16 protein-coding genes are annotated in these 12,303 nt (G+C 67.5%); 11 read left to right on the top strand and 5 right to left on the bottom strand.

What is annotated here, in order from left to right; translation table 11 throughout:
* From IRT45_RS14785 to IRT45_RS14765, 5 genes are all read left to right on the top strand, one after another.
* Positions 1–664 (top strand): LLM class flavin-dependent oxidoreductase (locus IRT45_RS14785; RefSeq protein WP_194806420.1); only part of this gene is annotated, 664 nt, incomplete at its 5' end.
* Positions 665–671: 7 nt separating this feature from the next.
* The gene (locus tag IRT45_RS14780; RefSeq protein ID WP_194806419.1) at positions 672–1,379 is read left to right on the top strand and encodes a class II aldolase/adducin family protein; all 708 of its coding nucleotides are present in this window, start codon (positions 672–674) and stop codon (positions 1,377–1,379) included.
* A 34-nt stretch (positions 1,380–1,413) separates the two neighbouring features.
* On the top strand, positions 1,414–2,361 hold the full coding sequence (locus tag IRT45_RS14775; RefSeq protein WP_194806418.1) for an ABC transporter substrate-binding protein: 948 nt from the start codon (positions 1,414–1,416) through the stop codon (positions 2,359–2,361).
* An 88-nt stretch (positions 2,362–2,449) separates the two neighbouring features.
* Positions 2,450–2,860 carry a cold shock domain-containing protein gene (locus IRT45_RS37645; protein ID WP_305082311.1) on the top strand — a complete coding sequence of 137 codons (411 nt, stop codon included), beginning with the start codon at positions 2,450–2,452 and terminating at the stop codon, positions 2,858–2,860.
* Positions 2,861–2,953: 93 nt separating this feature from the next.
* A complete protein-coding gene (locus tag IRT45_RS14765) occupies positions 2,954–3,625 on the top strand; it encodes a phosphodiesterase (RefSeq protein ID WP_194806417.1) in 672 nt (223 codons plus the stop codon).
* 1 nt (position 3,626) lies between these two features.
* On the opposite strand, the gene IRT45_RS14760 is transcribed toward IRT45_RS14765, so the two are convergent.
* Positions 3,627–3,788 carry a hypothetical protein gene (locus IRT45_RS14760; RefSeq protein ID WP_194806416.1) on the bottom strand — a complete coding sequence of 54 codons (162 nt, stop codon included), beginning with the start codon at positions 3,786–3,788 and terminating at the stop codon, positions 3,627–3,629.
* A 148-nt stretch (positions 3,789–3,936) separates the two neighbouring features.
* On the opposite strand from IRT45_RS14760, the gene IRT45_RS14755 reads away from it, so the two are divergent.
* Positions 3,937–4,287 carry a hypothetical protein gene (locus tag IRT45_RS14755; RefSeq protein ID WP_194806415.1) on the top strand — a complete coding sequence of 117 codons (351 nt, stop codon included), beginning with the start codon at positions 3,937–3,939 and terminating at the stop codon, positions 4,285–4,287.
* A gap of 59 nt (positions 4,288–4,346) precedes the next feature.
* On the opposite strand, the gene IRT45_RS14750 is transcribed toward IRT45_RS14755, so the two are convergent.
* Positions 4,347–5,252, bottom strand: coding sequence for an IS5 family transposase (locus IRT45_RS14750; protein ID WP_194806414.1), 906 nt, complete (start codon positions 5,250–5,252; stop codon positions 4,347–4,349).
* 501 nt (positions 5,253–5,753) lie between these two features.
* Positions 5,754–6,026 carry a hypothetical protein gene (locus IRT45_RS14745; RefSeq protein WP_309240966.1) on the bottom strand — a complete coding sequence of 91 codons (273 nt, stop codon included), beginning with the start codon at positions 6,024–6,026 and terminating at the stop codon, positions 5,754–5,756.
* Positions 6,027–6,386: 360 nt separating this feature from the next.
* Here IRT45_RS14745 and IRT45_RS36835 point away from each other — a divergent pair, with 360 nt between their 5' ends.
* Positions 6,387–6,953: a DUF5919 domain-containing protein gene (locus tag IRT45_RS36835; RefSeq protein WP_309240965.1), complete on the top strand. Its 567-nt coding sequence runs from the start codon at positions 6,387–6,389 to the stop codon at positions 6,951–6,953.
* Positions 6,940–7,407: an NUDIX hydrolase gene (locus IRT45_RS14735; RefSeq protein WP_194806412.1), complete on the top strand. Its 468-nt coding sequence runs from the start codon at positions 6,940–6,942 to the stop codon at positions 7,405–7,407. The genes IRT45_RS36835 and IRT45_RS14735 overlap by 14 nt, the downstream gene beginning before the upstream one ends.
* 76 nt (positions 7,408–7,483) lie before the next feature.
* Here the strand turns inward: IRT45_RS14735 and IRT45_RS14730 are convergent, their stop codons facing one another.
* The gene (locus IRT45_RS14730) at positions 7,484–8,683 is read right to left on the bottom strand and encodes a lipid-transfer protein (protein ID WP_194806411.1); all 1,200 of its coding nucleotides are present in this window, start codon (positions 8,681–8,683) and stop codon (positions 7,484–7,486) included.
* Positions 8,676–9,098: an OB-fold domain-containing protein gene (locus IRT45_RS14725; protein ID WP_194806438.1), complete on the bottom strand. Its 423-nt coding sequence runs from the start codon at positions 9,096–9,098 to the stop codon at positions 8,676–8,678. Before IRT45_RS14725 ends, IRT45_RS14730 begins: the two co-directional genes overlap by 8 nt.
* A 161-nt stretch (positions 9,099–9,259) precedes the next feature.
* Here IRT45_RS14725 and IRT45_RS14720 point away from each other — a divergent pair, with 161 nt between their 5' ends.
* The 3 genes from IRT45_RS14720 to IRT45_RS14710 all read left to right on the top strand — a co-directional run bounded on the left by IRT45_RS14720 (position 9,260) and on the right by IRT45_RS14710 (position 12,218).
* Complete coding sequence (locus tag IRT45_RS14720; protein ID WP_228534341.1) at positions 9,260–10,042, top strand: hypothetical protein; 783 nt, start codon at positions 9,260–9,262, stop codon at positions 10,040–10,042.
* Between the two features lie 444 nt (positions 10,043–10,486).
* Complete coding sequence (locus tag IRT45_RS14715) at positions 10,487–11,023, top strand: SRPBCC family protein (protein ID WP_194806409.1); 537 nt, start codon at positions 10,487–10,489, stop codon at positions 11,021–11,023.
* Positions 11,024–11,048: 25 nt separating this feature from the next.
* Positions 11,049–12,218: a zinc-dependent alcohol dehydrogenase gene (locus IRT45_RS14710; RefSeq protein ID WP_194806408.1), complete on the top strand. Its 1,170-nt coding sequence runs from the start codon at positions 11,049–11,051 to the stop codon at positions 12,216–12,218.
* Positions 12,219–12,303 lie beyond the last annotated feature (85 nt).

Below are 12,303 nucleotides of genomic sequence, written 5' to 3'. Positions count from 1 at the left end.
GCCCTACACCCACGACGGCCGTTTCTTCCACACCGAGGCCGCCGCCCTGCCGCCGGGCCTGGCCAGGCAACCGTTCCCGGAGGTGTACTTCTCGGGGTCCTCGGGCGCCGCGGTGCAGGCCGCCGGCCGCCACGCCGACTACTACCTGTCGTGGCTGGAGCCCTTCGCCGATCTGCGCGCCAAATTCGGGGGCGTGCGCGCCCATGCCGAAAAGATCGGCCGCACACCGAAATTCGCGGTCCGGATCGACATCCTGGCCCGGCACACCGAAGAGGCCGCCTGGGACGAGATCCGCAAGGGCTGGGCCTTCGTCGACCGCGAGGCAGCCAACCGCGCCGCGCAGGGCGATTCGGTGGGCGCGGCACGGATCAAGGGCTGGGTCCCCGAAACCATCACCGGCTACCGGGATCTCGAGGTGCAACCCAACGTCTGGTGCGGTTTCAGCCTGATCCGCGGCGGGCCCGCCTTCGGGTTGGTCGGCAGCTACGAACAGGTCGCCCAGCGCCTCGACGAGCTGATCGACCTCGGGGTCGACGCCTTCATCCTCGCCGGGAACCCGCATCTGGAAGAGGCCTACCGGGTCGGGGAGGAAGTGCTGCCGCTGCTCGGCCGCTCCCGCCTGACCGCACCCGAGGCCGCCCCCGCACTGACGCACGCCCACTAGGAGAATCGTGACCACCACCGAAATCCGGCTCGACGACACCGTCACCGAATTCGTCGCCGCCGCCACCCGCGACGCCGAGAAGGCGTTCCGGGTGTTCCGCGAGACCGGCACCGTCGCAGGCAACGGGACCGTCAATTTCGTCGAACGCGTGCCCGGCCACGACATCGCGGTAGCGCTCAACGAGCCCGGTCCCTGGGCCGACGACCGCACCGTGCGACCCGTGGTCGCCACGTTCGACGGAGAAGTACTGTCCGGCACCGGTTCCGCCGGCTTCGTCACCGGCTACGCCGCGGTGTTCCGCGCGCATCCGGAGATCACTTCCGTGGTGCACGTGCACAGCCCCTGGCTGGGTGGCTGGGCGCAGACCCACCGCGTCTTCCCGATCCGCTACGCCGCCGTGCAGCGGCTGACCCTGTCGCGGGAGATCCCGCCGCATATCGATCGCAGCGTCGGCGCGGGCGATTTCATCCTCGGCCAATTGGCCCGCGACCCCGACCTCATCGCCATCTTCGAGGCCAACGGCGGCGCGAACGTCATCGGGCGTGCCGGACTGCTGGAGCTGGCGAAGCTGGTCGTATTGCTCGAAGAGGGCGCCCAGTACCAGGCGATCGCCGAAACCCTCGGCGGCTCTGTCGAATTCGACAAGTCCAATCTCGCGGTGCAGTGGGGGCGCACCGGGCTCGCGGACGAGGCCCGCCGCCGCGGACTGATCTGACCCCTACTTCCGTACTTTCCCGAGGAGCAATCCCATGACCGTTCGTGTCGGCTACTTCCCGCACAACAATTCGCTGTTCGTCCTGCGTCACCGCGGCATCCTGGAACGCGCACTGCCCGACGTGGAATGGGTGGACCTGCGGGTGCTGCCGCAGCCGCCGCGCGCCGACGTGAAAACCGCACTGCCGTCGCTACATTCGGACTACCTGTTCGACGCGGCCGGCTACGACTTCATCGGCACCGGCTTCACCCCGCCGATCACCGCGCTCGGCAACGACCGCGACATCGTCTACGTCGGCATCTCCGGACCGCGCATCGAGAACGGCCGGCTGGTCACCAAGGCCGGCAACGGTATCGAATCGGTGGCCGATCTGGCGGGTAAGCGGGTCGGCATCGCGCACGGTTCCTGGCAGACCACGCTGCTGCTGTTCGCCTTGGAGCGGTCGGGTCTGGGCTGGGGCGACATCGAGCCGGTCGACACCGACGTGCACGACGGCGGCGCCCTGCTGCTCGACGGCAGCCTCGACGCCTGGGTCGGCGCCTATCCCGGCCTGGCCGCCGTGGAGGCCGCCACCCCGCTGCACACCCTCGTCGACACCGAATCCGTCTTCAGCCACCCGTCGCTGTGGTTCACCCGCCGCGACTTCGCCGACGCCCACCGCCCGGCGCTGGAAGCGATCATCACCGCCCTGCGGGAGTCCGACGCCTGGATCGCCGAAAACCCCCGCGCCGCGGCACAATACTTCGTCGACGATATCCTCGCCCGCGGTGGCACCGCCGACCTCGACGCCTGGGAGGCCGCGCTGCGCGGCCGCCCGTTCGGCCTCGGCCCGGTCACCGAGCAATTCCTCGGCGAACAACAGCACGCCGCCGACCTTCTGCACGCAAACGGTTTGCTGCCCAAGAAGATTCGGGTCCGCGACGCGGTCGATCCCGCGATCGCGGAGTTCCTCACCGCGCCCGAACCGGCACCGGCCGGCTGACGTAGCCGCCTCGACGGACCGCCGGCGCGGGGGTACGCGTCGGCGGTCCGGTCACTGCCGGCGCGCGCCCAGGGGCCGAGGTCGTTGTTTGGTCTCGATACCGGCGGGTATCGCGGGTGGCGGCGCCGGGAAACCGGCCGCCGGCCAGTTGCCCGCCCGCACCGCGACCGGAATGAGTATGCGCATGACCGTGACCTGGACCCCCGCCGTTGTTCCCGCCGAGCACCGCCCGCATCCGGATCCGCACCTCATGCAGGTCGACGAGAAGCTGCCCGATTGGCAGCGCGGGCAGGTGACGTGGTTCAACGCCGAAAAGGGGTTCGGCTACCTCACCAGCGCCACCGGCGACGCGGTCTTCGTCGACTACCGCACGATCGACATGCCGGGATACAAAACCCTCAGCCCCGGGCAAGCGGTGGTCTTCACCGTGACCCACACCTGCGGCGGACCCGAGGCCACGCAGGTTCTCCCCTTCCCGTACGCCCGCGACGAATCCTGAGCCCGGTCGCGCGAATACCTCGGCCGTGACGGGGTACCGGCCAGATGTCGGCTGCCGCCGACCCCACCCGACCGTCACGACGAAAGCGAAGATGTGAAAGCCGAACGCCTGGTCGAGGAATCGTTCGAGCTGGTCGCCCGTGCCCGACGCGCCCGCGTCTTCCATCCGCGCGGCCTCTGGTTCAGCGGACACCTGCGCCCCGCCCCGGCCTTCGAGAGGTATTTCGGAGACGGAGAACGCGACGTCGAGGTCCGCCTGTCCAAAGCCCTCGGCATGCCGGGACGCCTGCCCGACGCCGTGGGAATCGGTCTGCGCGTACGGACCCCCGGCGGGCGCTGGGATCTCGCCCTGGCGTCCACACCCACGGGCACGCTGACCCGATTCTTCGCGATACCCGTCCCGTCGTGGCGCCACGCGACCTACGGAACGCTGATGGCCTACCGGTTCGACGGCGGCGCCCCGCAGTGGATATTCGCCCGGCCGGACGCCGATCAACCCGCCGACGCCTCGCTGGCGACGCTGCGCGAATTCGCGACCACCCGCGGCCTCGGTTTCACACTGACCGCCGGGCGACTGAACGGACCGGAGGAGCCGTTCGCGGACCTGCGGCTCACCGCCGAAACCCTCGCCCCACCTCCTGACGACGCCGTCGACCCGACCCTGCACCACCCGCCCGGCGTCGCGCTCGCACCGCGATTCGTCACTCGTCTCCGGCGCAGCGCCTACCGGGGCAGCCGGGAGGGACGCGGCGCGGAGCCGTCATGAGCTAAGCGTTCGGGCGGGGCGGATCGGCCGACAGGCCCATGACGTCGTTCCACCACGAGTCCAGCGGGCTGGGGTCCGGCCAGCTCACCGCGGCCGGTTGTTCGGCGGGCATCGAGGCCACGGCTTCATCGTCGACGAATACGGAATCTCTGTTACTCGGCATGCGGCTCACTCCTCGTTCCCCCAAGATCACAGCTGACTACCGAAAACCCCGTTCCCGGCCCGCCAAACCATTTTTTCATCACACGAGGGAGACCCTAGGGTTGCCGACACAGGCCAGTGAACTCTTTTCCGACGGGCAAGGAGCAGATTTGCCGAATTTCACCGTCCGCCGTGTCCTCACCGCCGCCGCGATCGCGGCTGCGGGCCTCGCCGCGCCGGCCCCGATCGCGGCCGCCCAACCCACGATCTACCACCCGGTGATCACCCCGTGCAGCGACCGGTTCCGAACCCCGCTGGAACCGCCGCGACCGGGCACCGAGGTGTATTGGAGTCCGTTCGGCACCGCCGGCATCGTCTGCTACGACGACGGCACCGGCCTCGAGCACTACTACCAGCGCGATCCCGCGGGCCGCTGGCACGACATCAACGAACTGCTGCCCGGCCAGCACTTCTACGTGATCTTCACGTCCACCGTGCCGGACCAGGCCACCTGGGGTTGAGCGAGGGCGGCGGCTAGGTTGTGTCTCGAAGTCGTGAGGGCGGGGCCGATGTCTCGCCCTCACGAGTGCCGTAGCCACTGATTGATCACAGCGACATGGATCGTGGCCTGGTAGCGGACAGCAAGTTTGTCGAACCGGGTCGCGACCGCCCGGTGCTGTTTCAGCTGGTTGATCCCCCGCTCGACGGCATTGCGGTCCCGGTAGATCGCCGCATCGAATGCCGGGGGCCGGCCACCGCCACGACCCCGCCGACGCCGATGTTCGGCCTGGTCGGCGGGGACCGGAATTGTCGCCCGGATCCCGTGACGACGCAACCATTCCCGGTTACCGCGACCGGAATACGCCTTGTCGGCCAACACCCGCTCGGGCCGTGCCCGCGCCCGACCACCACCGAGTTTCGGCACCACAATTGCATCCAGCACGGCCGTGAACTGCGGACTGTCACCAGCCTGTCCTGCGGTGACCAGCACCGACAACACCCGACAGCCCTGATCACACGCCAGATGCAGTTTGCTGGTCCACCCGCCCCGTGAACGCCCCAGCCCGTGATCCCCCGGTTCGCTCTGGCCGGGCCCCGCGGGTGGTTCGGCCTGCCCAGCGCCGTCGCGACGGGCCCCGGCAGCATGCGGATGAGCGCGGGTGATCGTGGAATCCACGCTGACCTGCCAGTCGATCACTCCGGCGGCATCGGCCACCGCCTGCAGTGAGGTCACGATCGCAGCCCACGCCCCGGCCCGCTGCCAGCGCCGGAACAATCCATACACCGCTTGCCAGGACCCGTACTCGGCCGGCACGTCCCGCCACGGTGATCCGACCCGGCACCGCCATCGGATCCCGTCGATGAGCTGCCGTTTCGTCCACTTCGGCGGGCGGCCCGCCTTCTTCCCGCGAGGCAACAACGGCTCCAACCTCGCCCACTGGGCATCGGTCAGGTCCGCGCGCCCCGCCACCGCTAGGCTGGCCACGAGGTCTCCGGGGCTTATTCAGATTTGCTTGGTCGCTAATCCGAATACCGGAGACCTCGCCCATATGCCAACGCGGGCAACAACTTCAGCTGAACCTGCCGACGGGGTGGCACCGCGCAGCGGTGCCACCCCATCACTCACTTCGAGACAGAACCTAGGACTCGAGCCGGATCGCGCGCAGCGCGAGGTACAACTCGGCGGCGGATTTCGGGTCCGAGCAGCGCCGGCCGGTCGACCTCCATCTGGTGTCGGGTACGGCGGACGTCGCGCCGATCACTGCCGAACGTTGGACGAAGTGGCCAGATACGAACGGATGAAGGATGTTTGCTGCCTGCATGGTACTGACGCCGCCAGCTGTCTATCGGGGGTCCTCACGTTCGATGCGGTCACGAATGGCTGTGACGGACTTGTCTTTCGGACTCCTCTGCGGCCAGATCAGCACGGCGACAAGAACCGCGATTGGAAGCGCAACCACGATGACGAGCCCACCCTCCCAGCCGATCACCCCACTCCTCCGACGGCTGTCCAACGCGCGAAAGACAGCCGCGGCGTGACGATTTCAACATCGACCAGGTGCATGAGGTTGTTGATCGCCAATGGGTCGAGGTGTTCGGGCGTGGGAATGACTACAGCATCCACGTCAGCGGTCCGTACACGGTCGATCAGGCGCACAGTCGGGTTGTGGTCCCAGAGCAGCGAGTAGCCCAGCCTGCGGCACAGTCGGGTTACCTGAGCCGAGTCCCATTCGTGCGCGGGGCTGATATCGGGATCCACCCATCCCAACGCCGTCGGCTGCCACCTCATATCCGACTCGAATCTGTGTTCATACGAGTAAGGATCAGCTCTGACCTGGGACGTTGCTACCCTCTTTCCGGGACGTTCTGGACGTTTCCCGATCAGGATTCGCGATGTCCCAGATCGCAGACAGGGGGTACGGTGAACGAAGCGCTACGACGAGCCATGGCGAGGGCCGAGATATCCGAAAAGGATTTGGCCGCAGCATGCAACGTCGACACCAAAACGGTTATGCGGTGGATAACACATCCAACGAGGACACCACACTCACGGCATCGCCTGACCGTGTGTGACACCCTGGGAGTAGAGGAGGCTGATTTGTGGCCTTCGGCAGTGCGGGTGAGTCTCAAGACTGGCCCCGACCGAGAGATCGTGCAAGTTTGGCCGTACCGATCGGCCGCACCGCAATCCCTATGGCGCTCACTGATGCACGGCGCTACGCACGAAATCATCTTCGCGGGATACACCAACTACTTCGTCTGGCTGGAGCATGCGAACCTGGGGAAGCTTTTGCTTCGCAAAGCAACCGACGGGTGCCGCGTCCGCTTCCTTATCGGTGACCCGCAGAGTCAGGCCACCCGCGATCGAGAAGCAGAAGAGGCTGTTCCACTCACTCTCTCCACACGCATCGCCGTCACCGTTGGTGAGCTGACCAAGTTGCGCGGAAACGACGGCATCCAAGCGCGTTACGGCACTGGGCACGTCAACCTGTCGGTGTTCCGATTCGACAACGACATGATCGTGACCCCGATACTCGCGCGGCATGTGGGCCATGACGCACCCATGCTGCACGTCCGACGCGAACAAGATGACGGCATGTTCGACCGCTTCATCGAGCACGTAGAAGAGCTCTGGACACGTGGACGCGATATCTGGGAGGAGACACCGGGCAATGGGACGGATTGACTACGAAGACGACCCCAACGCACCCGAGCCCAACTCGCTCGTGCCGGCGGCGTCGGTCGTCGTGGTGGACGACTCCGGGAACGTCCTGCTGCAACGTCGGGTGGACAACGGCCTATGGGCCCTCCCTGGCGGAAAGATGGAACTCGGGGAGTCGTTGGCCGAGTGCGGTATCAGAGAAACCAAAGAAGAGACCGGGTTGGAGGTCGAGATAATAGGCATTGTCGGCACATATACCAATCCCCGCCATGTGTTCGCCTATGACGACGGAGAGGTTCGCCAGGAGTTTTCCATCTGCCTCCTTGGCAAGCCGGTCGGTGGAACCCTCGCAGTGTCGGACGAGTCCCATGAGGTCTCCTGGTTCACACCCGACGAAGTGGATCGGCTGCCGATGGTCGAAAGCATCCGCCGGCGGTTCGAGGATTGGCGCTCAGGCGCATATCCCGTGATCAGGTGATGCGGCGCGCACGATCGCGGCCCTCGACGCGGGTAGGCCGAGAGCCGCGATCACCTGCTCGTGTCCGGCGGCCGGTTCAGCGGGTGGCGATGATCGCCGAACCGTGGCCGAACAGGCCCTGGTTCACGGCGATACCGGCGTGGGCGTTCTCCACCTGACGGCCGTCGGCCTGGCCGCGCAACTGCCAGGTGAGTTCGCAGATCTGAGCGATCGCCTGCGCCGGGATGGCCTCACCGAAGCAGGCCAGGCCACCGCTGGGATTCACCGGCACGCGTCCGCCCAGAGTGGTGGCGCCGCTGCGCAACAGGTCCTCCGCACCGCCGATCTCGCACAACCCGATGTCTTCGTACCAGTCCAGCTCCAGCGCGGTGGACAGGTCGTAGACCTCCGCGAAGGACAGATCGGCGGGACCGAGTCCGGCCTCCTCGTAGGCGGCGTCCGCGATCGCGGACCGGAACGACCGCGAGGGCGCATCGAAGGCCACCGCGGAGTCGGTCGCGAAATCCGGCAGGTCGAGCACGGTTTTCGGGAAGGTCGGCGTGACCGTCGACAGCGCCCGGATGCGGACCGGATCGGCGATGCCGTGGCGGCGGGCGTAGTCCATCGACGTCAGCACCAGCGCGGCGCCGCCGTCGCTGGTCGCGCAGATGTCGAGCAGCCGCAACGGATCGGAGACGATCGCGGAGGCCGCGACCTCCTCGGCCGCGACCTCTTTGCGGTAGCGCGCGTAAGGGTTGTTCAGGCCGTGCTTGGCGTTCTTCACCTTGACGGCGGCGAAATCGTCGAGCGTGGCCCCGTGCAGCGCCATTCGCCGGCGCGCGTAGAGCGCGAAGTAGATGGGGTTGGTGGCGCCGAGCAGATGGAAACGCAGCCAGTCCGGATCGTCGCGGCGTTCACCGCCGACCGGCTGGAAGAACCCCTTCGGGGCGGCATCCGCACCGACCACGAGCGCCACATCGGTGAGCCCGGCCAGGATCTGGGCCCGTGCGTTGGCGATGGCCTGGGCGCCGGAGGCACAGGCGGCGTAGCTGCTCGAGATCCGGGCGCCGGACCAGCCGAGGGCCTGGGCGAAGGTCGCGCCCGACACGAATCCGGGGTAGCCGTTGCGGATCGTGTCCGCGCCGGCGATGTAGCCGACATCGCGGTGGTCGACGCCGGCATCGGCCAGCGCCGCCCGCGCGGCCACCAGGCCGTATTCGACGAAATTGCGTCCCCATTTGCCCCACTGGTGCATACCCGCACCGAGGACGGCGATATCGCGATCGTTGTCAGGCATCGACCGGCCTCCACATCCACACCGTGTGCTCCGCTTCCTCGTCCTCGTACAGCACGCCCAGCGCCAGCTCGACCGGCATGCCGACGGCCAGGTCGTCCACGGTGAGGCCGCGCACGACCTGCCCGAGGATCACCATCTGCTCTTCCTCGAGCTCCACCGCCGCGACGACGTACGGCTCGAACGGATCCGGCGAGACATAGGGTGCGGGCGGTTTGTAGCGGGCGTCCGCGTACGACCAGATCCGGCCTCGCGTGGAGAACAGATACTCGGCCAGTTCGGATCCGTCCTTCGGGCTCGCGCACTGCGGGTTGCGGCAGGCCAGCGTGTTCCGCGGGAAGTACGGCGTGCCGCAGACCTCGCAGCGACTTCCCTGGAGGCGTACGGTGCCGTCGTCCGCAGTGAACCAGCCTTCCACGGCGGGGCGTTGTTCTTTCTGCACAGCGCCGACGATATAGGAACACGTTCTATTTTGGCGAGGAAATCCGCTCCGCCGATGCGCGCGCCCGGGTACGGTGTGACCGGATCGAGGATGGCCCCCACCCTCGAGTCGATCTGGAGTACCACACCGCGATGGGCATGAAAATCATTGACCCGCAGTCAATTCGCAACGTCACGATCGTCGGGGAACCCGGGGAGACGACAGCGCTCCTCGGCCGGCTGTGCCGCCGGCCCGCCGGAAACGGGTCCCACTCAGCGGTCACCGTCGACTGGGTGACCGACCGCGTCGAGCACACGGTTCGCCTCACCGAACTGTCGAGCCGGGCGCCGATCGCGGAACTCGAACGGGCCGTGCGGACGGCCGACGGGGTGGTCGCGCTGATGAACGCGGCCGCGGCGAGCACGCCGCGACTCGAGACGATTCTGCGCGTGGCCGACGACCATCAGGTCGCCCGCCTGTGCCTGGTGCACGGACTCGACCATCAGGCCGCGGATTTCGGCCGCTGCGTGCGCACCGTCGCCGCCACGCGCGGAGCGGTGCCGCTGACGGTGCAGATTCCACTCGGTATCGGGGCCGAATTCGAGGGAGTCATCGATCTGATCCCGATGTGGGCACTCGAACCGATGGCCGTCGCATTCTTCGGCAGCCACTGGCCGGTCGCCGAACAGCGGTATCACGAACTCGTCCACGCGGTGCTGGCGCAGGACACCGCGCGACCCCACGTGCCGAGCACCCGGAAGTTGCCGCCGGAACAGCTGTACGACCGGATCCGCCGCCTCACCCGGATCGGCGACGCCGTGCCCGTCCTCTGCGATGCGTCGCCGTACACCGGCGACACCGCCGCACTGCTGGACGCGATGGTCCGGTACCTGCCGTCACCGATGCACGTCTGCCAACCGGAGCATGCGCTCGACCAATGACCGAGTCGGCGACGCCGCCGACACCCGCGCGGTGGATCGGCTCGCCGGTAGCGAGCCGAATCCGTCACGGTTCACCAACCGGAGCCGGAGCCACCCGAACCGGTGTTGGCGAGGATGGTGCCGATCACCATCTGCAGGATGCCAGCGACAGAGCCAAGAAATTCCACGGTGTCCTCCGACTTTCTCATCCGCCGAGTGTCCGGCGTAGCGGAGAACCTAACTCGGCAATCTTGTGAAAGAAAGACATTTCGGAAAATTCGGTAGGGCTCACGGGCGCTCCGCCGATCCGGAACCCGTGGTGACGACACCGCGCGGCGAGACCTTACCACTCGGAAAAGTTGCGACTGAGACGGTTACGGACTCTCCGCGACCTTCCGGCAATTGGCGTTTACCCCCGGCGGCGCCGGGTAGCTCGCCAGCGAAGCGACCGGCGAGGAGGCCCGGATGAATGTCACCGATGCGGTCATGGATCGGCTCGGCGCCGTGGTCACGAAAGCTGTCGGCGCGGCCTCGGGTCGCGGACACCCGCAGATCGTGACGATCGGGCGCCCGCGCGGGGAGGTCGAACGGCTCTGGCACGATCCGCAGCTGCTTTCCCGGGTGTTCGGGGAGATGGCTTCGGTGCACACAGCCGAAGGCGCCGGAGACGACAGTGCCGAAGGCAACCGATACGTGTGGCGGCTGGGCCCGGACGACGGCGAAACCGTCACCTGGACAACCACACTCGCCGAAGAGCCGGGCACGCTGCGCTTCACCGGTACCGGCGACGACTCGCCCGGCACCTACCTGCAGGTGCACTTCGACGACGCGCCGCAGGGGCTCGGCACCGAAGTGACCCTGTCCGTGCGGGCGCCACTGCCCGACGTACTCACCGACACCGCCGCGTTCGCGGCGCTCTACCGCGCGCGGGCGCTGCTGCAGACGGGCGAGATACCGACCCTCGCCGGTAATCCGAGCGCGCGGACCGGCTCGGACGACTAGGAATTCGCACGGATAGGAACGATTCATGCGCGCACTGTGCTGGAACGGGATCAACGATCTCGCCGTCGAGACCGTGCCCGACCCCTCGGTGGTCAACCCGCACGACGCCGTCGTGGCGGTCCGCCTGACCACCACCTGCGGCTCGGATCTGCATTTCATCGACGGCTATCTGCCCGGAATGCGGCACGGTGACGTCTTCGGGCACGAGTTCGTCGGCGAGGTGGTCGCCGTCGGCTCCGAGGTCACCCACCGCGGCGTCGGCGACCGGGTGGTGGTGCCCTCGTTCATCGGATGCGGCTCCTGCTGGTTCTGCGATCACGACCTGTGGGCCGCCTGCGACACCACCAACCCCAACGCCCACCTGCAACGCCCGGTGCTCGGCTACCCGACCGCCGGCATCTACGGCTACACCCACCCCTTCGGCGGATACCAAGGCTCCCACGCCCAATACGTGCGGGTCCCCTTCGCCGATGTCAACTGCTTCCCCGTCCCCGGCGAGATCACCGACGAACAGGCGCTGTTCGTCTCCGACGCCGTGCCGACCGGACTGATGGGCGCCGAATTCTGCGACATCTCCCCCGGCGATACGGTCGCGATCTGGGGCAGCGGCGGGGTCGGGCTGATGGCCGGGCACTCGGCGCGGCTGCTCGGCGCCGGACGCGTGATCGTGATCGACCGCTATCGCGAACGCCTGGCGCTGGCGCACAAGCACTTCGACGCCGAAACCATCGACTACACCGCGGTGGACAGCGTCCAGAACACCATTGCCGAGCTGACCGGTGGCCGCGGCCCCGACGCCTGCATCGACGCGGTGGGCATGGAGGGGCACGGCACCGGACTGCAGCACGCCTACGACCGCGTCAAACAACTCCTGCGACTCGAAACCGACCGCGCCACACCGTTGCGCGAGGCGATCCTCGCCTGCCGCAAGGGCGGGGTGGTGTCGGTGCTCGGTATCTACGGCCTGACCGACAAGTTCCCGATGGCCGTCGTCACCAACAAGAGTCTCACGATCCGCAGCGCACAACAGCACGGCCAGCGCTATGTCCGCCGGATCTTCGACTACATCCAGCAGGGCGACCTGGATCCGTCCTATCTGATCACCCACGACCTCCCGCTGGAGGACGCCGTGCGCGGGTACGACCTGTTCAAGAACAAACGAGAAGGGTGCGTGCGCGCGATCTTCCGCCCGTGACTCGAACCGACTCGCGAGCCACTGTTCTCACCCTGCTCAACGACGCTCTCGCGAACTCGATTAGCATTTTCGCCGCGTCACATAA

The sequence above is a fragment of the Nocardia sp. BSTN01 genome (assembly GCF_015354405.1).
Lineage (GTDB): Bacteria > Actinomycetota > Actinomycetes > Mycobacteriales > Mycobacteriaceae > Nocardia.
Note: the sequence above shows the minus strand (reverse complement) of the source record. Positions and strands in the feature narration are given on the sequence as shown.